Genomic DNA, 21,322 nt, shown 5'->3' with positions numbered 1-21,322 from the left:
CAGACAGCGCTATACTAGGCTGTATCCTTTCATTGTACGTGGTAGCGACATCTGCGAACAATAATAGGGTGCGGTCGATATGGATTAACACCTGGTGCTGTTGCAGGTGAGGAGGAAGAATGAAAATTACCGTACTGGGATGTGGAGCGTTAGGACAGCTATGGCTTACAGCGCTGTGCAAACATGGACATGAGGTGCAAGGGTGGCTGCGCGTACCGCAACCCTACTGCAGCGTAAACCTGATCGACACGGATGGCTCAGTTTTTAATGAATCCCTGACGGCAAACGACCCCGACTTTTTGGCAAAAAGCGACCTGCTGCTGGTCACTCTGAAGGCCTGGCAGGTTTCTGATGCGGTAAAAGGCCTGTCTGCAATTCTGCCTGAAACCACGCCCATTCTGCTTATTCACAACGGCATGGGGACGATTGAAGAGTTACATAACATTAAGCAACCCTTGCTGATGGGTACCACCACCCACGCAGCACGCCGTGACGGGAACGTCATCATTCATGTCGCTCAGGGAACAACGCGTATTGGGCCGGCGCGTGAGCAAGACGGCGATTTCAGCTATCTGGCTGAAACCCTGCAAGAGGTGCTGCCGGACGTCGCCTGGCACAACACTATTCGCGCCGAGCTATGGCGCAAGCTGGCCGTCAACTGCGTCATTAACCCGCTGACCGCATTATGGGATTGCCCAAACGGTGAGTTACGCCATCATCCTGAAAAAATAGCGCTCATCTGCGAGGAAGTGGCAGCGGTCATCGAACGCGAAGGCCACCACACATCAGCGGATGATTTACGCTATTATGTCGAGCAAGTGATTGACAGTACGGCGGAAAATATCTCATCTATGCTGCAGGACATTCGCGCCATGCGTCATACCGAGATCGACTACATTACCGGTTATTTGTTAAAACGTGCACGCGCGCACGGCATCGCCGTTCCGGAAAATGCCCGCCTGTTTGAAATGGTTAAAAGAAAGGAAAGTGAGTATGAGCGCTCAAGCACTGGTATGTCTCGCCCCTGGTAGTGAAGAAACCGAAGCGGTTACTACTATCGATCTACTGGTTCGCGGCGGAATTAAGGTCACAACCGCCAGCGTCGCCAGCGATGGCAACCTGACGATCGTGTGCTCGCGCGGTGTGAAACTGCTGGCGGATGCGCCATTAGTCGAAGTTGCTGACGGCGATTTCGACATTATCGTACTGCCGGGCGGTATTAAAGGCGCCGAGTGTTTTCGCGACAGCCCTCTGCTGGTCGAAACCGTGAAGCAGTTTCATCGCTCCGGACGCATTGTCGCGGCAATCTGTGCCGCGGCTGCCACCGTCCTCGTCCCGCACGATATTTTCCCCATCGGTAACATGACCGGTTTTCCGGCGCTGAAAGACCAAATCCCCGCTGATCAATGGCAGGACAAGCGCGTCGTATGGGATCCGCGCGTCAACCTGTTAACCAGCCAGGGACCGGGAACCTCAATCGATTTCGGTTTGAAAATCATTGATCTTCTGGTCAGTCGTGAAAAGGCTTACGAAGTTGCATCACAACTGGTGATGGCAGCGGGAATCTATAACTACTACGAGTAAATCTTCAGGCCACTCCCTTATAAGGAATCATAATGAAAGGATATCTGAGTGGAGTGGCTTTATTGCTCCTTTCCGGTTATGCCACAGCGACGCAACTCGACATAAAGAGTATTGAGTATCGCTATCCCGGAAGCACTGAAATGCAATATCGCGTGCCATGGTTTTCCTCGACGGATAACCCCAAGGTTGCGAAACGTATTAACGATTATATTTTCGCAAGCTTTATCAATCAGCTACCGGGTAATAATCCACAAACAACAGTGAACCAGTTTGCGAAATCAGAGAGAAACCCCACCGCAAACCTTGACTACACGGTTGAGTATCGCGACGCCAAAGTTCTAACTCTGAACATGTTTGTCGAAGGCTGCGGGGCATATTGCGAGTCGTTCAATGTGCCGATCAGCTTTGATTTAGCCAGCGGCGCAGCCATTACCCTTAACGATCTTTTCTCCCGCTCCACGATGGGTGAATTAAACACCCGTATCAGAAAAGATATCCGTGGCCAGATTGATACCTTTGTTACGGCGCATAATTCGCAAACACCAGAACAAATAAAAGAAGAGAAAGGTGAAGTTTTCAACTACATCGAATTCTACGCATCGTGCGCAACCTACACCGACGGTTTGTACTACATCGACAAATTCTCCCTGCAAAAAGACCATCTGGCTTTCCTGAACGGGCGCTGTAGCAACCACGCCAGCCGCGCACTCGACGAGTTGGGTGATTTCACCACGAAAATCCCAACCGCGGAACTGCAAAATCGGCTCACGCCGTACGGCCAGTATCTGACTGGAGCAAAGAGTACAACACAGGTTTCGCCAGCGCCCGGCATTGACGGCAAAGTCATGTACGGCACGCTGGGAAAAAGCATGCGTATTGTGTTGAAGGTGGACTGCAAATACGGTGATTTTTTTGAAGGGGCTTACTTTTACCAGAAATTTGGCGCACCGATTGAATTAACCGGCAAATGCGATACAGCCGACAATCAACATTATGAACTGAAGACATCTGCTGCTGAACAAGCGCAAGAGAAGATAACGCTGAAGTTAAAAGACGGTGTCTATCAAGGCGTCTGGGAGTCGAACGGGAAGACGCTTCCTGTGCGTTTTGAATAATATCGTTGCATTGCCGGATGGCGGCGTAACCGCCTTATCCGGCCTACAACACGGTGTTTACTCAATTACGGGCGATACACCTTCACGTTCTCAAAGCCCTGCTCGCGCAGATAAAGCGCCTGCAGGCGGCTCATCACCCCGCGTTCACACCACAGCAGCCAGGTTTTGCTCTGGTCCAGATCGCCGAATTTGGTGCTCAGCTTGTAGAACGGCAGAGAAACGACGTCCACGCCGTCAACCTTCAGCGGTTTATCATCCTGTTCATCCACAGAACGGATATCCAGGATCACATCGTTCGGGCCGAAACCGCTCACGGTTTCCACTTCTACCACGGTTTGCTGCGTCTGCTGGGCGATATCGCGAATATCAATATTATTCGCTTCTTCAACCACTTTATCGAGGATAGAGAAATCGAAGTTTTCTTCTTCGGCCTCAATCTTCGATTTGATCGCTTTCACCGTCGGGCTTTTTGAAATTACACCGCAGTATTCCGGCATGGTACGAGCAAAATCCTCGGTGCCAATTTCACGCGCCAGATTGATGATGTGCTCTTTATCATGGGAGATAAGTGGGCGCAGGATCAGGGTGTCTGATACGTTATCGATCAAACGCAGGTTGGTCAGCGTCTGACTGGACACCTGGCCCAGTGCTTCACCGGTTACCAGCGCCTGTACGCCGTAGCGCTCAGCGACTTTCGACGCCGCGCGAACCATCATACGCTTGAGAACCACGCCCATCTGGCCGTCATCAACTTTCTCCAGGATCTCACCGACCACCGGTTCAAAGTTGATAGCAACAAAACGCACGCGATGCGAACTACCGAAGCGATTCCACAGGTAATGCGCCACCTGTCGAACACCGATTTCATGCGCTGCCCCGCCAAGGTTGAAGAAGCAGTAGTGCACGCGGCAGCCGCGACGCATCAGCATGTAGCTGGACACGCCGGAGTCGAAACCACCGGAGATCAGCGACAGTACGTCTTCCTGCGTACCAATTGGGAAACCGCCAATACCTTCATAGCGGCCTTTAACCAGCAACAGACGGTCGTTTTCGATTTCAAGATTAACCGTCACGTCCGGCTTCGTCAGCTTCACGCGCGCGGATTCAATATGCTGGTTCAGTCCACCGCCAACATAACGTTCCACCTCAATGGAGCTAAACTCATGCTTACCACGACGCTTAACGCGTACGCAGAAGGTTTTACCTTCCAGTTGATCGCGATACTGCACCAGTGCTTTCTCGAAAATATCGTGCATATCGGTAAACGGCACGTCTTCTACTTCAAGAATGTGGTGGATCCCCGGAATACGGGTCAGCGCGTCGCGAATGTCCAGGCGCTGGCTTTCATCTTTAGCGCGAACCTCAACGTGATCCCAGTGACGGACAACGGCAAGGTCTTCATCATAGTGCTTTAAAACGTTACGAATGTTCCCTGTCAGAATTTTTATAAAGCGCAAACGCACAGATTGGCTTTTGATGGTGATTTCTGGGAACAATTTAATGATAAACTTCATGGCGGCAATGGTTCTTAGGCAAGTCTGAATGACTTGTAATGGAAAAAAATACAGCAGCCCATACCCGCGACTGCATCCAGGCGCGCAAGTATATCACCATCACGCGGCTACTGTGCACATTGCGCGTTATTTGCTTATCAGTGCGAGTCCGTTACCATAGTCTTGTGCTGCCAATACAGAGAGTCAGACATTCATTATGCCGAAGAAAAATGAAGCGCCCGCCAGTTTTGAAACCGCGCTGAGCGAGCTGGAACAAATTGTTACCCGTCTGGAAGGCGGCGACCTGCCGTTAGAAGAAGCGTTGAACGAATTCGAACGTGGCGTACAGTTGGCGCGTCAGGGACAGGTCAAATTGCAACAGGCTGAACAGCGCGTACAAATCCTGCTGTCAGATACTGAAGACGCGGCCCTTACGCCTTTTACACCGGATAATGAGTAAATGGATTTTACGCAGCAGTTACAGGCTTGCGTTGAGCAGGCCAACCAGGCACTGAGCCGTTTTATCGCGCCACTGCCCTTTCAGAACACTCCCGTGGTCGAAACCATGCAATATGGCGCATTATTAGGCGGTAAACGCCTGCGCCCGTTTCTGGTGTATGCGACCGGTCAGATGTTTGGTGTCAGCCTGAGTACGCTTGATGCTCCCGCTGCCGCCGTCGAATGCATTCACGCCTATTCGCTGATGCACGATGATTTACCCGCGATGGACGACGATGACCTGCGCCGCGGTCTGCCGACTTGCCACGTAAAATTTGGTGAGGCAAACGCGATCCTGGCCGGAGATGCGCTGCAAACGCTGGCATTCTCCATTATCAGCGACGCTCCAATGCCGGAAGTATCTGACCGTGACCGCATCGCGATGATCTCTGAACTGGCTCAGGCCAGCGGTATCGCCGGTATGTGCGGCGGTCAGGCGCTGGATCTGGAAGCTGAAGGTCATCAGGTTGAGCTGGATGCGCTGGAGCGTATTCACCGCCATAAAACCGGGGCATTGATTCGCGCCGCCGTACGTCTGGGAGCATTAAGCGCAGGCGATAAAGGGCGAGAATGCCTGGCAATACTCGACAAATACGCAGAAAGCATCGGTCTGGCCTTCCAGGTTCAGGATGACATCCTGGATGTGGTAGGCGATACTGCAACATTGGGTAAACGTCAGGGTGCTGACCAGCAGCTTGGCAAAAGTACCTATCCTGCACTTCTGGGTCTTGAGCAAGCCCAGAATAAAGCCCGGGATTTAATCGAGGATGCCCGCCAGTCGCTAAGTTTGCTGGCCGCACAGTCACTCGATACCTCGGCACTGGAAGCGCTAGCGGACTACATAATCCAGCGTGATAAATAAACCAACATATCCCATGAGCTTGCGATGAGTTTTGATATAGCCAAATACCCGACCCTGGCGCTGGTCGACTCCACCCAGGAGTTACGTCTGCTGCCAAAAGAGAGCCTGCCAAAGCTTTGCGACGAACTGCGCCGCTATTTGCTCGACAGCGTAAGCCGTTCCAGCGGGCACTTCGCCTCTGGTCTGGGCACGGTGGAACTCACCGTCGCGCTGCACTATGTCTACAATACCCCGTTTGACCAGTTAATCTGGGATGTAGGACATCAGGCTTACCCGCACAAAATACTGACCGGCCGCCGTGATAAAATCGGCACCATTCGTCAGAAAGGCGGTTTGCATCCGTTCCCGTGGCGCGGTGAGAGCGAGTATGACGTACTGAGCGTTGGGCACTCTTCAACCTCCATCAGCGCAGGTATCGGTATTGCGGTTGCCGCTGAGAAAGAAGGCAAAGAACGTCGTACCGTATGTGTGATTGGCGACGGCGCTATCACCGCCGGGATGGCTTTTGAAGCGATGAACCACGCAGGCGATATTAAGCCCGACATGCTGGTTATCCTCAACGACAATGAAATGTCGATTTCAGAGAACGTTGGCGCGCTGAACAATCATCTGGCGCAACTACTCTCTGGCAAACTCTACTCCTCGCTACGCGAAGGAGGGAAAAAAGTCTTCTCCGGCGTACCGCCGATTAAAGAGCTGCTCAAACGTACCGAAGAACACATCAAAGGCATGGTTGTGCCGGGTACGCTGTTTGAAGAACTGGGATTTAACTATATCGGTCCGGTGGACGGTCACGACGTGCTGGGGCTTATCACCACACTGAAGAACATGCGCGATCTGAAAGGCCCGCAGTTCCTGCACATCATGACCAAAAAAGGTCGTGGTTACGAGCCGGCAGAAAAAGATCCAATCACCTTCCACGCGGTACCAAAATTCGATCCATCCAGCGGATGCCTGCCGAAAAGCAGCGGCGGCCTGCCGAGCTATTCAAAAATCTTCGGTGACTGGCTGTGCGAAACCGCGGCGAAAGACAATAAGCTGATGGCAATCACCCCGGCGATGCGCGAAGGCTCCGGTATGGTGGAATTTTCACGTAAGTTTCCGGACCGCTACTTCGATGTGGCGATCGCCGAACAGCACGCGGTGACGTTTGCTGCCGGTCTGGCGATTGGCGGCTATAAGCCGGTCGTGGCTATTTACTCGACCTTCCTGCAGCGCGCCTACGATCAGGTGCTGCATGATGTCGCCATCCAGAAACTGCCAGTTCTGTTCGCCGTTGACCGGGCAGGAATTGTTGGCGCAGATGGCCAAACCCATCAAGGGGCGTTCGATCTTTCCTTCCTGCGCTGCATCCCGGAAATGGTCATTATGACCCCGAGTGATGAAAACGAATGCCGCCAGATGCTGTTCACCGGCTATCACTACAACGACGGTCCAACGGTCGTGCGCTACCCGCGCGGTAACGCGGTGGGCGTAGAGTTGACCCCGCTGGAACAACTGCCTATCGGGAAAGGTATAGTGAAACGTCACGGGGAGAAAGTGGCAATTCTCAACTTCGGTACCCTGATGCCGGAAGCCGCTCAGGTCGCAGAGTCGATGAACGCCACGCTGGTCGATATGCGTTTTGTGAAACCCCTGGATGAAACGTTGATCCTTGAAATGGCTGCCCAACACGAGGTGCTGGTTACCATTGAAGAGAACGCCATTATGGGTGGTGCTGGCAGCGGTGTAAACGAAGTGCTGATGGCCCATCGTAAGCCCGTCCCGGTGCTGAACATTGGCCTGCCAGACTTCTTCATCCCGCAGGGAACTCAGGATGAAGCTCGCGCCGATCTGGGTCTGAATGCCGTCGGAATTGAGGCCAAAATCAAGGCCTGGCTGGCATAAACCCCTCCCCGCTCCTGCTATGCTTAATTCATCACGAGCTAAGCAGGAGTGGATTGATGAAATACAACATCTTAGGAAAAACCGACCTACGGGTCTCCCGCCTTTGCCTGGGCTGCATGACGTTTGGCGAGCCTAATCGCGGCAATCACGCCTGGACGCTACCTGAAGAAAGCAGCCGCCCGATAATCAAACACGCCCTTGAGGGCGGCATTAACTTTTTCGATACCGCCAACAGCTACTCCGCTGGCAGTAGCGAAGAGATTGTCGGTCGCGCGCTGCGTGATTTCGCCCGCCGCGAAGATGTCGTGGTCGCTACCAAGGTTTTTCACCAGGTTGATGATTTAGCAGAAGGATTATCCCGCGCACAAATCCTGCGCTCAATCGACGATAGCCTCCGACGTCTGGGTATGGACTATGTCGACATCCTGCAAATTCACCGCTGGGATTACAACACACCTATTGAAGAAACCCTTGAGGCTCTAAACGACGTCGTGAAAGCCGGTAAAGCGCGCTATATCGGCGCCTCCTCCATGCACGCTTCGCAATTTGCTCAGGCGCTGGCCTTACAGAAGCAACACGGCTGGGCGCAGTTCGTTAGCATGCAGGATCACTACAATCTGATCTACCGCGAAGAAGAACGCGAAATGCTGCCACTGTGCTACGAGGAAGGCGTGGCAGTGATCCCCTGGAGTCCACTGGCACGTGGACGCCTGACGCGCCCATGGGGAGAAACGACAGCACGCCTGGTTTCCGATGAAGTCGGTATAAATTTGTACAACGAGAGCGATGAAAACGACGCGCAAATTGCCGCACGACTGACCGGTGTCAGTGAGGAGTTGGGTGTTACGCGGGCGCAGGTTGCGCTGGCCTGGCTGCTGAGCAAACCGGGGGTGGCAGCGCCGATTATCGGCACATCGCGCGAGGAACAGCTGGATGAGTTGCTCAATGCGGTGGATTTAACGCTGAAGCCGGAGCAGATTGCCGAGCTGGAAACGCCGTACAAACAGCATCCGGTGGTGGGATTTAAATAAGTATTGGCGATGGCTAATTGTAGGCCGGATAAGCATAGCGCATCCGGCACTGATTGCCCGATGGCGCGACGCTTATCGGGCCTACAACAGCCCCCCAAAAGGGTTAAATGATACCTACCGGCCAGTGATGACCGATAAAATACAAAATTCCGGCAGAGAGTATTCCGGCCACAATATCGTCGATCATGATCCCCGTCCCGCCATGCACGTTGCGATCGAACCAACGAATCGGCCACGGCTTCCACATATCCAGAATACGGAAAATCACAAATCCGGCGGCAACCCACTGCCAGTCATTGGTCGGCAGCGCCATCAGGGTAATCCACATCCCGACAAACTCGTCCCAGACAATGCTACCGTGATCGTGCACACCCATATCTTTCGCCGTTTGATGGCACAGATAAACGCCGATACAGATAGATAACATCACCACCAGTGAATACAGCTGCCACGGTAGAAAGGTCATTAAATACCAAAAAGGGATCGCCGCCAGCGATCCCATCGTGCCAGGAACAATTGGGCTCAACCCGCTGCCAAAACCGGTGGCTAGCAGGTGCCACGGATTGCGCATACTCAGGCGGCTTTTGGCGACATCTTTTTTAAGGCGCGGCAAAATGGTCATATCCTTTCCAGTCAAATGTGACGGATTTTCCATCGCGCGTAAAGTGAATGCCTTCCACGTCTGCGCTCATCTGCCCAATGCAGGTAAACGCTGCGCCGAGATTTCCCAGCGCCACATCCAGCGCACCACGGTTAATTTCCGGTACGGTAAAGCATAACTCATAATCTTCACCGCCCGAGAGCGCCCAGCGTAGGGCCTGTTCCGGCTCAACGTGCCGGGCGAATGCCGTGGAGTAAGGCAGCGCATCGACGTTAACCCGCGCGCCACAGCCGCTGGCATTAACGATATGCCCCAGATCGGAAATCAGGCCATCGGAGATATCGATAGCCGCACTGGCCAGATCGCGCAGGGCTTGTCCCTGCAAAATACGCGGCGTGGGACGCAGATGGCGTTTAAGCAGATAGTCTGCGTCTTTTGCATCTCCAACCTGCAACCGATTCTGTAAAATCGCCAGCCCCGCCGCGCTGTCTCCCGGCGTACCGGTAACATAAATCCAGTCCCCCGGCTTCGCACCAGAGCGTTTTAAGGCCCGTCCTACAGGAACGTAGCCATGGATACCCAACGTCATCGACAGTGGCCCACGCGTGGTGTCACCGCCAATCAGCTGCATATCATAGTAATTAAGCAGTTCAAACAGGCCATCACTGAAGGCTTCAAGCCAGGCTTCATCAACGTCAGGTAACGTGAGTGCCAGCGTCAACCACGCAGGATCGGCCCCCATCGCCGCCAGATCGCTCAAATTCACCGCCAGTGCTTTCCAGGCGAGATCGGTGGGATCAATGTCGGGGAGGAAGTGATTGCCTGCCACCAGCGTATCGGTACTGATCGCCAGCGTCTGTTTTTCAGGGATATTCAGAAGTGCGCAGTCGTCACCAATACCGGTTTCGACATCAAGACGAGACGTTCTTACGCGGTCAAAATAACGGGCAATCAGGGAAAACTCGCCGCATGCCATACGTTATGCCTCAGCAGAAAAAAAAGAAAAAGCCGGGGACAGCGGAAACAGGTTCCACCATCCAGCCGGCCTCGGGATTACTTTTTGTTGGGGCGAATCACAGGTGCTGCTTTATCCAGTACGCCGTTCACGAATTTATGGCTATCTTCAGCGCCGAAGGTTTTCGCCAGTTCAATCGCTTCGTTGATGGCCACTTTGTACGGCACATCACTACGTTTAGACAGTTCAAACAGCGCAATACGCAGTACGGCTTTTTCTACCTGACCCAGCTCTTCTAACAGACGAGACAGGTAAGGCTTCATTAATCCATCCAGGTACGCGCTGTTAGTCGCCACCCCGGACAGCAGTTCACGGAAATACAGAACGTCGACATCTTTAACGTCCTGTTCCGCCAGGAACTGGTATTCAACATCAGCGATGTCGTTCTGGGACAACTGCCAGGAGTAGAGCGCCTGGACGGCACACTCACGGGCGCGGCGACGAGCAGCAGGTTTCACGGATTTCCCCTTACAAAAATCAGGCCTTAATGGCTTTCAATACATTAATCATTTCAAGCGCAGTCAGTGCAGCTTCTGCGCCTTTGTTGCCGGCTTTAGTGCCAGCACGTTCGATGGCTTGTTCAATACTTTCGGTGGTCAGAACACCGAAGGCTACCGGAATGCCACTGTCCTGAGCGACATGCGCCAGGCCATTGCTTGCACCGCCAGCCACATATTCGAAGTGCGCGGTACCGCCACGGATCACCGTACCAAGCGCAATTACCGCGTCGTATTTACCGGTTTTTGCCAGTGCATCAGCGGCCAGCGGCAGCTCATATGCACCTGGAACCCAAACAACGGTAATGTTTTCATCTTTAACCTGGCCAATACGTTTCAGGGCGTCGATAGCCCCTTCCAGCAGGCTGTCATTGATAAAGTTGTTGAAACGCGCAATGGTGATGGCGACGCGAGCGTCCGGGGTAGCAACGTTAGCTTCAATAATGTTCATATTCTTCCTTCGGGTTCGATTTATGGCCCCGTAAGGGGGGCGGATTTTATCATAATATTCTGTGCGCTGCTTCCTCTAAATCAGAAAGCCTCACGCAGTCGTTAAATGCAGGCAAACGTCCGGGCCCACCTGGCGTATCTCATTGAATTTAAAATGGGGTGCGTCAGCCAGTTTCTCAAGGCCTGGAAGCACACATAATCCTCGCGCATCGCTGCCTAACAGTTTAGGCGCAACATACACGATTAGCTCATCGACCAAACCGGCCTGTAATAATGCCCCCGCGAGCGTTGGGCCTGCTTCAACCCAAATACTGTTAATTTGCTGTTTGCCCAGTTGCATCATCAGCACCACCAGATCCAGATGCCCGTTATGTTCCGGCACCTTCAGGCTACGAACCGTCTCCGGCCAGCTACCGGGGTCGTCTTCAGTCCGGACAATCCAGGTTTCTCCAGGCTGTTGCACAATACGGTGCTCCGGCGTGACCTGATTCTGGCTATCCAGAACAATGCGGATTGGTTGGCGCAGCTCTTCCTGCGGGTAACTCGCCTGAGTTGACTCCCCAAGCTCCGACCAACGCACGGTAAGCTGAGGGTCGTCTGCCAGCACCGTAGCACTGCTGGTTAAAATGGCATGGCTTTTCGCGCGCAAACGTTGCACATCGCGGCGCGCCTGTGGTGAGGTAATCCACTGGCTTTCACCGCTGGCCATCGCCGTACGGCCATCAAGCGACGCGCCAAGCTTAAGCTGCAGATACGGGAATCCCGTACGCATGCGCTTGAGAAAGCCTTTATTCAGTTGCTCAACTTCGCTCATCATCAGCCCGTGGCTGACGTCGATGCCCGCCTGCTGCAAACGGTAGAGCCCACGTCCTGCGACCTGCGGATTGGGATCCTGCATCGCCGCAACCACTCGCGATACACCCGCCGCAATCAGCGCATCGCAACACGGCGGCGTGCGACCATGATGACTACAGGGTTCAAGCGTCACATAGGCCGTTGCCCCTTGCGCTTTTTCTCCAGCCATCCGCAGAGCATGAACTTCGGCATGCGGTTCGCCCGCACGGTGATGATATCCTTCACCGACGATCTCCCCATCCTTCACAATCACGCAGCCTACGTTGGGGTTGGGGTGAGTGGTAAAACGTCCGCGCGCAGCAAGCTTCAGCGCACGCGCCATGTACAATTCATCCTGCATGGCTTAGTCCTGTAGGCGAGCAATCTCTTCGCCAAATTCTTTGATATCTTCGAAACTCCGGTAGACAGAGGCAAAGCGGATGTAGGCGACTTTATCGAGCTTTTTCAACTGCTCCATCACCAGGTTGCCAATCATCTTGCTCGGCACCTCACGCTCACCAGTCGCACGCAGCTGTGATTTGATATGGTTTAACGCCATTTCGACGTCATCCGCGCTAACAGGCCGTTTCTCAAGCGCTCTGAGCATGCCGCTACGCAGCTTTTCTTCATTAAAGGGTTCACGCACGTCGTTGCTTTTCACAACGCGCGGCATGACAAGTTCAGCCACTTCAAAAGTGGTGAAACGTTCGTTACAGACCAGACACTGCCGACGGCGGCGTACCGAGGAGCCCTCGCCTACAAGACGAGAGTCAATTACCTTAGTGTCTACGGCGAAACAGAATGGGCAATGCATACGGCGTCCTGTACCTCAGTGGTTAACAGAATCTATTTTACCCTGAACTGCCGTGACAACAAAGGCACTGCGCTTTTGAGACAAAGGATCGATGCCTTCGTGCTCAGTCCACACTACCATTATGCTATCGCGACAATGAAGGAAGTAATCACAATGACAAGACGTTACCTAAGAATTCTCCTAGTGGGAAGTCTCTTTAGTCTTAGTGCCTGCGCACAGCAAAGCGAAGTACGCCAGATGCATCAAAGCGTTAGCACATTGAATAAAGAGATGGCGCAGCTTAATCAGCAAACAGTAAAAATTACGCAACAAAATATGTTGAATGCAAAATCAACCAGCGGCGTCTATCTGCTACCGGGTTCCAAAACCCCGGCACGACTGGACAGCCAGATTGGCACTTTACGCATGTCGCTGGTAAACATTGCACCGAACGCGGATGGTACGCGCCTGACGCTACGGATTCAGGGTGAATCCAACACGCCTTTACCCGCCTTTAGCGCCACCGTCGAGTACGGGCAAATTCAGGGCACCACGGACAACTATCAGGAAGTGAACGTTCACAACCAGTTGGTCAACGCTCCGGCGAGTATTCTTGCTCCCAGCGACGTAGACATTCCGTTGCAGATAAATGGCCTCACTCCAGATCAGTTAGGATTTGTTCGCATCCACGACATCCAGCCTGTTAGCCAATAAACTTTTTTGCGGAACGTTTTGTGCGTTCCGCAACATCACTCCGCTCCATTTTGTTACTCCTCTGACATAACCGATATTTCTGGTAAAACTTGGCAACATTCATGAGAGCCAGTACAATTCGCCGCCTAAAGTACGCAAACGTGAACGCAATCGATTACGTAAATGATAGAACTGTGAAACAAGACATATTTTTGTGAACAATGATTTTTATAATAGGCTCCGAAGAATTACGAAATATTTAGAAACGCAAATTGCGCATTTTTCACTCCCGAAAGGGATTTCAAACAGTGGCATACATATGAAAAAAACATTACTTGCAGCCGGTGCAGTGCTGGCGCTCTCCTCGTCTTTTACTGCCAACGCAGCAGAAAATGACAAACCGCAATATCTGTCCGACTGGTGGCACCAGAGCGTTAACGTGGTGGGTAGCTATCACACCCGTTTCTCTCCGAAACTGAACAACGACGTGTATCTGGAATACGAAGCATTTGCCAAAAAAGACTGGTTTGATTTCTATGGCTACATCGATATTCCGAAAACCTTCGACTGGGGTAACGGCAACGATAAAGGTATCTGGTCTGACGGTTCCCCGTTGTTTATGGAAATCGAACCGCGTTTCTCCATCGACAAACTGACCGGCGCTGACCTGAGCTTTGGTCCGTTCAAAGAATGGTATTTCGCCAACAACTACATCTACGACATGGGTGATAACAAAGCCAGCCGCCAGAGCACCTGGTATATGGGTCTGGGTACCGATATCGATACCGGTCTGCCGATGGGTCTGTCCCTGAACGTCTATGCTAAATACCAGTGGCAGAACTATGGCGCATCCAACGAAAACGAGTGGGATGGCTACCGTTTCAAAGTGAAATACTTTGTGCCGATCACCCAGGTTTGGGGCGGCCAACTGACCTACATCGGCTTCACCAACTTCGACTGGGGCTCAGATTTGGGTGATGACCCGAACCGCACCAGCAACTCTATCGCTTCCAGCCACGTCCTGGCGCTGAACTACGATCACTGGCACTACTCTGTCGTAGCGCGTTACTTCCATAACGGCGGTCAGTGGAAAGGTGGGGATACTCTGAACTGGGGCGAAGGCGATTTCAGCGCGAAATCTACCGGTTGGGGTGGTTACCTGGTCGTAGGTTACAACTTCTAATCCAGACAATTTATCGCAAACAAGCCAGCTTAACCGCTGGCTTTTTTATGGCTGGTCTTCACAGCGTACTTTACGTAAAAAGTCACTTAGCGAACGCTCCGCAGATTCGCGAAAGTGCCTGTCGAGTGGCGTGATCTTCAGACATCGATCAACGCGAAAGCAACGATAATCATCACGCTTCTCGCACCAGCCAACCAGCAGCCAGTGCTCGCCCCAGAAAAATAATCCCAGCGGCTGAACGTCGCGCCACGAGAGGTTCCCGGACTCATCGCGATAATGCAGCGCCAGCACCTGCTGAGCTGAAACCGCGCGATGTATGAGATCGAACGCACTGCGTGAATGCGGCTGATTACCAAAATCTGGCGCGAAAATCCGCGTTTGCTCGGCTCTGCGCCGACTCTCTGGCGGCAATATCGCCAACACTTTTTCCTGTGCTGATTCCAGCGCCTGTGAGAGTGAATCCCCGCCCCATGTTTTCAGCAACCGAATCGCTACCATCAACGCTTCTGATTCGTGCTGGGTTAACATCAACGGCGGCAGATCAAACCCCGCCATTAAGCGGTATCCACTGCCCACTTCGCCTTCAATGGGCACGCCGGATAAAGAGAGATCGCGGATATCGCGATAAATCGTCCGTTCAGAAACTTCAAGACGTTCTGCCAGCAGCGCCGCCGTTGTCACTCGCCTGCCACGCAGGATTTGTACAATCTGAAACAAGCGGTCGGCGCGTCTGCTCATTTTAATCCTCAGTGCTGAAAATATTACGCGGGTTGATGTAAACCAACACGATTGCCTTCGCTGTCAGTAAATAGCGCAATCGTACCAATGTCCTGCCCCAGTTCGAGTGGGCCAAACACACACTGACCGCCAGCAGTGGCGACGCGTTCAAGCGTTGCAGCCAAATCGTCCGTATGCAGATAAATAATAGCGCCCTGCGCTGAAGGAGTAATACCGTCAAATTTAGCCAGCGCCCCGCCGGAAGCGGGATCCTGATGCGGAAATACGGCCAGCTCAGCGCAGTCCATATTTTCCCGACGCAAAGAAACCTGCATCACTGGTTCATAAAAAGCGATGGCGCGATCCATTTGTGCTACAGGGATTTCAAACCAATTAATTACGTTGCTCATACTTCCTCCTGCCTGTGTGGGTAATCTCAGAAGGACTATAAGACAGGGCTACTGACAGCATACTGTCAGTAGTGTGGCGACAGGAAAAGATAATTGCCTGTCGCTAATTCACAGGCAAAAAAAAATCCCGACCTTACGATCGGGATTCCAGTATCTTCACTCTTAATGGTTAAGGAAGAATCGACGGTTGATCCGCCCCTTCTTTCTCGACCTTCTGCTGCAGCATGTGCTCACGCTTCATACCCAGCTTCAGCGCCAGCGCTGATGCCACGTAGATAGAAGATGCGGTACCGATGGAAACACCGATCAGCATCGTCAGCGAGAAGCCTTCCAGTACCGGACCACCGAACAGGAACAGCATCAGAATAACCATCAACGTTGTACCGGACGTAATCAACGTACGGTGCAGCGTTTGAGTCAGTGACACGTTAAAGATTTCGTAAGGCGTACCGCGACGAATTTTGCGGAAGTTTTCACGAATACGGTCAGATACAACGATACTATCGTTCAGCGAGTAACCGATTACCGACATCAGTGATGCGACGATAGTCAGGTCAATCTCGATATGGAACAACGACAGGATCCCAAGTGTGATAATCACGTCGTGCGCCAGAGCGATAACCACCCCCGCCGCCAGTCGCCACTCAAAGCGGAAACCGACGTACACCAGGATGGAGATCAGCGCCGCCATCAGCGCCATCGCACCGGTTTGCGCCAGATCAGCCCCCACGCTCGGACCCACGAATTCAATTCGCTTCACCGCGGCGTTTTGGTTGGTGGATTCGTTAATCACACTCAACACTTTGCTGCCCAGCACCTGACCGCCGTCCGCACCTTCAGTTGGCGGCATACGTACCATAATGTCGTGGCTGCTGCCGAAGTTTTGCAGAAGCGGATCAACGAAGCCCGCTTTCTCCAGCGCATCGCGCATCACGTCCATATCGGCCGGTTTTTCCAGCGTGATTTCAATAACCGTACCACCGGTGAAATCGAGACCCCAGTTAAACCCGCGTACGCCCATCACCACGATGGCCGCAATCAGCAGGAAACCTGAAATGCCGAAAGCCCAGTAGTCCCAGCGCATAAAGTCCCAGACTTTACGGCCGTGGTTTAATTGTTCAACAGTATATTCCTGTGCCACTTCGCACTCCTCAGATTGACAGCTTTTTGACGCGCTTGCCGCCATACAACAGGTTTACGATGGCACGTGTACCGACAATCGCGGTAAACATCGACGTCGCCACACCAATACCGGTAGTAATCGCGAACCCTTTAATTGCCCCGGTGCCAACTGCGTACAGGATGATGACCTTGATCAGCGTCGTAATGTTCGCATCAAAGATGGAGCTAAATGCGCCCGCATAACCTTCGTTGATGGCCTGCTGCACCGAACGCCCGTTACTCAACTCTTCTTTGATACGTTCGTTGATCAGTACGTTCGCATCGACCGCGACGGCAAGGGTTAAGACAATCCCCGCAATCCCCGGCATACTTAGCGTAGCGCCCGGCAGCAACGACATAATACCGACAATCAATACCAGGTTAGCAATCAGCGCACTGGTCGCAATCAGACCGAACTTCTTATAGAAGAAGATCATGAACAGGATAGACACCACCAGACCGGCCAGACACGCTTCCAGACCCTGTTTAATGTTCTGCATACCCAGGGTTGGGCCGATGGTACGTTCTTCCACAATCTGAATCGGCGCAATCAACGCACCGGCACGTAACAGCAGAGAAAGCTGACGCGCTTCGTTCGGGTTGTTGATACCGGTGATACGGAAGCTGTTACCCAGGCGAGACTGGATATTGGCAATGTTAATCACCTCTTCCTGTTTCACCAGTACTGCACGACCGTTAGCATCTTTCTTACCGCTGTCTTTGTACTCCACGAACAGGGTCGCCATCGGCTTACCGATGTTGTCCTTGGTGAAGTTGGACATGATGTTACCACCCGCGCTATCCAGCGAGATGTTAACCTGCGGCTGATTGTATTCGTCCTGGCTGGAAGTAGAATCGGTGATATGGTCACCGGTCAGGATCACGCGCTTGTACAGCACAACAGGCTGACCTTCACGAGACTGTTTCACTTCCGAATCACCCGGAACACGACCCGATGCTGCAGCGGACTGGTCAACGTTGGTGTTTACCAGACGGAACTCCAGCGTCGCGGTTGCGCCCAGAATTTCTTTCGCACGCGCGGTATCCTGAATACCCGGCAGTTCGACCACGATGCGGTCAGCACCTTGACGTTGTACCACCGGCTCAGCAACACCCAGTTGGTTAACACGATTACGCAGAATGTTGATGTTCTGCTGTACCGCGTACTCACGGGCTTCACTCAGGCGCGCATCGGTCATTACAGCGCGCAGTGCATTGCTGCCCTGGCTGGAAATAACCAGATCCTGGTGACGTTTGCTCAAGTAAGAGATAGCTTCATCACGGGCGCTGCTATCACGGAAAGTGATGCTCAGACCGTAGTTATCTTCTTTGCGAACGGTAGTATAAGGAATGCCTTTTTCACGCAGATCGCTGCGCAGGCTATCGATATTTTGTTCCTGCAACTTACTCAGCGCGGTATCCATATCCACTTCCATCAGGAAGTGAACGCCGCCACGCAGGTCAAGACCGAGTTTCATCGGTTCTGCATGAATGGCAGCCAGCCAGCGCGGGGTTGCCGGAGCAAGGTTAAGCGCCACGACGTACTGATCGCCCAGTACGCCCATTAATACTTCACGTGCGCGCAGTTGGGTATCAGTGGAGTCGAAGCGCGCGAGAATAGCACCCTCTTCCAGAGCCACAGACTTAGGTGTGATTTTATCTTCTTGTAACGTTTTCTGGACCTGGATCAGCGTTTGCTCACTGGCGGCGGCACCGCGCACGCCAGTGATTTGAACAGCCGGATCCTCACCATACAGGTTGGGAAGCGCATAGAGCAGACCGACGACAATAACGACGATCAGCATGACATACTTCCACAAAGGATAACGGTTTAACACGGCAGTTCCCTTTGGGAAAACAATAAATTACAGCGCCTTCATGGTGCCTTTCGGCAGAACGGCAGCTACGAAATCACGTTTAATAACCACTTCAGTGGTGTCGTTCAGCGCGATAGCGATGTAGCCAGATTCTGCTACTTTGGTCACGCGACCCACCAGACCACCGTTAGTCAGCACTTCATCGCCTTTCGCAATGGAGTTCATCAGATTTTTGTGTTCTTTGGTACGCTTTTGCTGCGGGCGCAGGATCATGAAGTAGAAAATCAGACCAAACACCACCAGCATCAGAATCAGAGACATCGGGCTGCCCTGCGCCGGAGCACCTGTTGCCGCTACCGCATCAGAAATAAAAAAGCTCATTCAAATTCCCTCATTATTAAAATTAATCAACGTTCACAGGTGGAACTGGTCTACCCTGACGTTGGTAAAAATCAGTCACGAAGCTCTCTAATTTACCCTCTTCAATAGCCTTGCGTAAACCCGCCATCAAACGCTGGTAGTAGCGAAGGTTATGAATCGTGTTGAGACGCGCGCCCAATATTTCGTTGCAACGGTCGAGATGATGCAAGTAAGCGCGCGAATAATTGCGACAGGTGTAGCAATCACACTCAGCATCGAGCGGACTGGTGTCGCTTTTATGTTTCGCGTTACGAATTTTTACCACGCCGTCAGTCACAAACAAATGACCATTACGGGCATTTCGCGTTGGCATCACACAGTCAAACATATCGATACCGCGACGCACGCCTTCAACCAGATCTTCTGGTTTACCGACGCCCATCAGGTAACGCGGTTTATCTGCCGGAATCTGCGGGCAAACATGTTCCAGAATGCGGTGCATATCTTCCTTCGGCTCACCGACAGCCAAACCGCCGACAGCGTAGCCATCAAAGCCGATATCTACCAGACCTTTGACGGAGATATCACGTAAATCTTCGTAAACACTGCCCTGAATGATGCCAAAAAGCGCATTTTTGTTGCCGAGGCTATCAAAACGGTCACGGCTGCGCTTCGCCCAACGCAGAGACATCTCCATCGAGCGTTTAGCATAGTCCCAGTCGGCCGGATACGGTGTACATTCGTCGAAGATCATCACGATATCGGAACCGAGATCGTATTGAATCTCCATCGACTTCTCGGGATCGAGGAAAATCGGATCGCCGTTGATCGGGTTACGGAAATGCACGCCTTGTTCGGTTATCTTCCGGATGTCGCCCAGGCTGAACACCTGGAAGCCGCCAGAATCGGTGAGGATCGGCCCTTTCCACTGCATAAAATCGTGCAGATCGCCGTGCAGTTTCATGATTTCCTGCCCCGGGCGCAGCCACAGGTGGAAAGTGTTGCCGAGGATGATCTGTGCGCCGGTCGCTTCAACTTCTTCCGGCGTCATGCCTTTTACTGTGCCGTAAGTACCGACCGGCATAAAAGCAGGCGTTTCTACTACGCCACGATCAAAAACCAGGCGACCGCGGCGAGCGCGACCGTCTGTGGTATCCAGTTCAAATTTCATCTTCACTCCTGCGTCAGAAAAACAGTCCGACGTTTTAAACACTCATGCCGGAAACTTATTCCCCGACACGCTCAGAAATAGCCTGCGGATTGTACGTGATAAACATCGCATCCCCGTAACTAAAAAAGCGATATTCCGCTTTTACCGCTTCATGATAGGCGTGCATGGTGTTTTTATAACCAGCAAATGCGGAAACCAGCATAATCAGTGTCGATTCCGGCAGGTGGAAGTTGGTGACCAGAGCATCAATCACCTGATATTTATAGCCTGGATAAATAAAGATTTGTGTATCGCCGAAGAACGGCTCGATTAGATCGTTTTTGGCCGCCTGCGCCGCACTTTCCAGTGAACGTACGGAGGTGGTGCCCACCGCAATCACGCGGTTACCGCGCGCTTTCGCCGCCATCACCGCGTCCACCACATCCTGCGGCACTTCCGCATATTCGGAGTGCATAATGTGGTCTTCAATAGTGTCTACACGCACCGGCTGGAAAGTACCCGCTCCAACGTGCAGGGTGACGAACGCCATTTCAATGCCTTTATCGCGCAGTTTAGCCAGCAGCGGATCGTCAAAATGCAGACCCGCGGTCGGCGCAGCGACGGCACCCGGTTTTTCGCTGTACACGGTCTGGTACAGCTCGCGGTCGGCGTCTTCATCCGGACGGTCGATATACGGCGGCAACGGCATATGGCCAATCGCGTTGAGGATATCCAGCACGCTGCGTTCGTCGTTAAACTCAACTTCAAACAGCGCGTCATGGCGCGCCACCATCGTTGCTTTAATGCTTTCGTCATCGCCCAGCAGCAGCTCGGCGCCCGGTTTCGGCGCTTTCGAGGCACGAATATGCGCCAGAATACGTTTGTCATCCAGCATACGCTCGACCAGCACTTCAATTTTACCGCCGCTGGCTTTACGACCAAACAGACGCGCAGGAATGACGCGGGTGTTGTTAAAGACCAGCAAATCGCCAGGGTTGAGCTTATCGAGCAAATCGGTGAAAGTACCGTGCGTCAGCGCGCCCGTCGGCCCGTCCAAAGACAGCAAGCGACAGCTACTGCGCTCAGCTTGCGGATAGTGGGCAATCAGGGATTCGGGTAGTTCAAAGGTGAAATCGGTAACGCGCATGACACTGACTCAGACTAAAATAAG

Annotated in this window: 23 protein-coding genes; 9 read left to right on the top strand and 14 right to left on the bottom strand. The window is 52.8% G+C overall.

The features are described from left to right. Positions 1–119: 119 nt before the first annotated feature. The 3 genes from panE to SK34_RS12730 are packed head-to-tail and all read left to right on the top strand — an operon-like array spanning position 120 to position 2,699. On the top strand, positions 120–1,031 hold the full coding sequence (gene panE / locus SK34_RS12740; protein WP_003021593.1) for a 2-dehydropantoate 2-reductase: 912 nt from the start codon (positions 120–122) through the stop codon (positions 1,029–1,031). Then, the gene (yajL, locus tag SK34_RS12735) at positions 994–1,584 is read left to right on the top strand and encodes a protein deglycase YajL (protein ID WP_003847587.1); all 591 of its coding nucleotides are present in this window, start codon (positions 994–996) and stop codon (positions 1,582–1,584) included. The genes panE and yajL overlap by 38 nt, the downstream gene beginning before the upstream one ends. A gap of 32 nt (positions 1,585–1,616) precedes the next feature. Next, entirely contained in the window at positions 1,617–2,699 is a 1,083-nt protein-coding gene (locus tag SK34_RS12730; RefSeq protein ID WP_048233183.1) for a hypothetical protein, read from the top strand. 65 nt (positions 2,700–2,764) lie between these two features. Here the strand turns inward: SK34_RS12730 and thiI are convergent, their stop codons facing one another. Beyond that, on the bottom strand, positions 2,765–4,213 hold the full coding sequence (gene thiI, locus SK34_RS12725; RefSeq protein ID WP_003835961.1) for a tRNA uracil 4-sulfurtransferase ThiI: 1,449 nt from the start codon (positions 4,211–4,213) through the stop codon (positions 2,765–2,767). 196 nt (positions 4,214–4,409) lie between these two features. On the opposite strand from thiI, the gene xseB reads away from it, so the two are divergent. The 4 genes from xseB to yajO are packed head-to-tail and all read left to right on the top strand — an operon-like array spanning position 4,410 to position 8,470. Continuing rightward, positions 4,410–4,652, top strand: a complete 243-nt coding sequence (xseB, locus tag SK34_RS12720) for an exodeoxyribonuclease VII small subunit (RefSeq protein ID WP_003021586.1) — start codon at positions 4,410–4,412, stop codon at positions 4,650–4,652. Then, positions 4,653–5,552: a (2E,6E)-farnesyl diphosphate synthase gene (gene ispA / locus SK34_RS12715; RefSeq protein WP_003021584.1), complete on the top strand. Its 900-nt coding sequence runs from the start codon at positions 4,653–4,655 to the stop codon at positions 5,550–5,552. Positions 5,553–5,576: 24 nt separating this feature from the next. Next, the gene (gene dxs, locus SK34_RS12710; RefSeq protein ID WP_032936978.1) at positions 5,577–7,439 is read left to right on the top strand and encodes a 1-deoxy-D-xylulose-5-phosphate synthase; all 1,863 of its coding nucleotides are present in this window, start codon (positions 5,577–5,579) and stop codon (positions 7,437–7,439) included. Positions 7,440–7,495: 56 nt separating this feature from the next. Then, positions 7,496–8,470: a 1-deoxyxylulose-5-phosphate synthase YajO gene (gene yajO, locus SK34_RS12705; RefSeq protein ID WP_048233182.1), complete on the top strand. Its 975-nt coding sequence runs from the start codon at positions 7,496–7,498 to the stop codon at positions 8,468–8,470. A 103-nt stretch (positions 8,471–8,573) separates the two neighbouring features. Here the strand turns inward: yajO and pgpA are convergent, their stop codons facing one another. The 6 genes from pgpA to nrdR form a co-directional block, all read right to left on the bottom strand. Then, on the bottom strand, positions 8,574–9,092 hold the full coding sequence (gene pgpA / locus SK34_RS12700) for a phosphatidylglycerophosphatase A (RefSeq protein WP_003021578.1): 519 nt from the start codon (positions 9,090–9,092) through the stop codon (positions 8,574–8,576). Beyond that, the gene (gene thiL, locus SK34_RS12695; protein ID WP_003835968.1) at positions 9,070–10,047 is read right to left on the bottom strand and encodes a thiamine-phosphate kinase; all 978 of its coding nucleotides are present in this window, start codon (positions 10,045–10,047) and stop codon (positions 9,070–9,072) included. Before thiL ends, pgpA begins: the two co-directional genes overlap by 23 nt. A 77-nt stretch (positions 10,048–10,124) precedes the next feature. Next, positions 10,125–10,544 (bottom strand): transcription antitermination factor NusB, encoded by a 420-nt coding sequence (gene nusB / locus SK34_RS12690; protein ID WP_000801129.1) that lies wholly within the window; start codon positions 10,542–10,544, stop codon positions 10,125–10,127. Positions 10,545–10,563: 19 nt separating this feature from the next. Beyond that, on the bottom strand, positions 10,564–11,034 hold the full coding sequence (ribH, locus tag SK34_RS12685) for a 6,7-dimethyl-8-ribityllumazine synthase (protein WP_003021575.1): 471 nt from the start codon (positions 11,032–11,034) through the stop codon (positions 10,564–10,566). A 90-nt stretch (positions 11,035–11,124) separates the two neighbouring features. Further along, positions 11,125–12,228, bottom strand: coding sequence for a bifunctional diaminohydroxyphosphoribosylaminopyrimidine deaminase/5-amino-6-(5-phosphoribosylamino)uracil reductase RibD (gene ribD / locus SK34_RS12680; RefSeq protein WP_048233179.1), 1,104 nt, complete (start codon positions 12,226–12,228; stop codon positions 11,125–11,127). Positions 12,229–12,231: 3 nt separating this feature from the next. Continuing rightward, positions 12,232–12,681: a transcriptional regulator NrdR gene (nrdR, locus tag SK34_RS12675; RefSeq protein ID WP_003021571.1), complete on the bottom strand. Its 450-nt coding sequence runs from the start codon at positions 12,679–12,681 to the stop codon at positions 12,232–12,234. A 153-nt stretch (positions 12,682–12,834) separates the two neighbouring features. On the opposite strand from nrdR, the gene SK34_RS12670 reads away from it, so the two are divergent. Continuing rightward, positions 12,835–13,374 (top strand): SadB/YajI family lipoprotein, encoded by a 540-nt coding sequence (locus tag SK34_RS12670; protein WP_048233818.1) that lies wholly within the window; start codon positions 12,835–12,837, stop codon positions 13,372–13,374. Between the two features lie 298 nt (positions 13,375–13,672). Next, positions 13,673–14,536: a nucleoside-specific channel-forming protein Tsx gene (locus SK34_RS12665; protein WP_003021561.1), complete on the top strand. Its 864-nt coding sequence runs from the start codon at positions 13,673–13,675 to the stop codon at positions 14,534–14,536. 45 nt (positions 14,537–14,581) lie between these two features. On the opposite strand, the gene SK34_RS12660 is transcribed toward SK34_RS12665, so the two are convergent. The 7 genes from SK34_RS12660 to queA all read right to left on the bottom strand — a co-directional run bounded on the left by SK34_RS12660 (position 14,582) and on the right by queA (position 21,298). Continuing rightward, positions 14,582–15,274, bottom strand: coding sequence for a helix-turn-helix transcriptional regulator (locus tag SK34_RS12660; protein ID WP_003835974.1), 693 nt, complete (start codon positions 15,272–15,274; stop codon positions 14,582–14,584). A gap of 23 nt (positions 15,275–15,297) precedes the next feature. Next, positions 15,298–15,663 (bottom strand): VOC family protein, encoded by a 366-nt coding sequence (locus SK34_RS12655; RefSeq protein ID WP_048216763.1) that lies wholly within the window; start codon positions 15,661–15,663, stop codon positions 15,298–15,300. Between the two features lie 169 nt (positions 15,664–15,832). Beyond that, entirely contained in the window at positions 15,833–16,804 is a 972-nt protein-coding gene (gene secF / locus SK34_RS12650; RefSeq protein ID WP_003021550.1) for a protein translocase subunit SecF, read from the bottom strand. Between the two features lie 10 nt (positions 16,805–16,814). Next, the gene (secD, locus tag SK34_RS12645; protein WP_003021547.1) at positions 16,815–18,662 is read right to left on the bottom strand and encodes a protein translocase subunit SecD; all 1,848 of its coding nucleotides are present in this window, start codon (positions 18,660–18,662) and stop codon (positions 16,815–16,817) included. A gap of 27 nt (positions 18,663–18,689) precedes the next feature. Then, entirely contained in the window at positions 18,690–19,022 is a 333-nt protein-coding gene (gene yajC, locus SK34_RS12640) for a preprotein translocase subunit YajC (RefSeq protein ID WP_003021544.1), read from the bottom strand. 22 nt (positions 19,023–19,044) lie between these two features. After that, the gene (gene tgt / locus SK34_RS12635; protein WP_003021535.1) at positions 19,045–20,172 is read right to left on the bottom strand and encodes a tRNA guanosine(34) transglycosylase Tgt; all 1,128 of its coding nucleotides are present in this window, start codon (positions 20,170–20,172) and stop codon (positions 19,045–19,047) included. A 55-nt stretch (positions 20,173–20,227) separates the two neighbouring features. Continuing rightward, a complete protein-coding gene (gene queA, locus SK34_RS12630; RefSeq protein WP_003835985.1) occupies positions 20,228–21,298 on the bottom strand; it encodes a tRNA preQ1(34) S-adenosylmethionine ribosyltransferase-isomerase QueA in 1,071 nt (356 codons plus the stop codon). Positions 21,299–21,322 lie beyond the last annotated feature (24 nt).

The sequence above is a fragment of the Citrobacter sp. MGH104 genome (assembly GCF_001034485.1).
GTDB lineage: Bacteria > Pseudomonadota > Gammaproteobacteria > Enterobacterales > Enterobacteriaceae > Citrobacter > Citrobacter freundii.
This window is presented reverse-complemented; position numbering and strand designations above follow the sequence as displayed.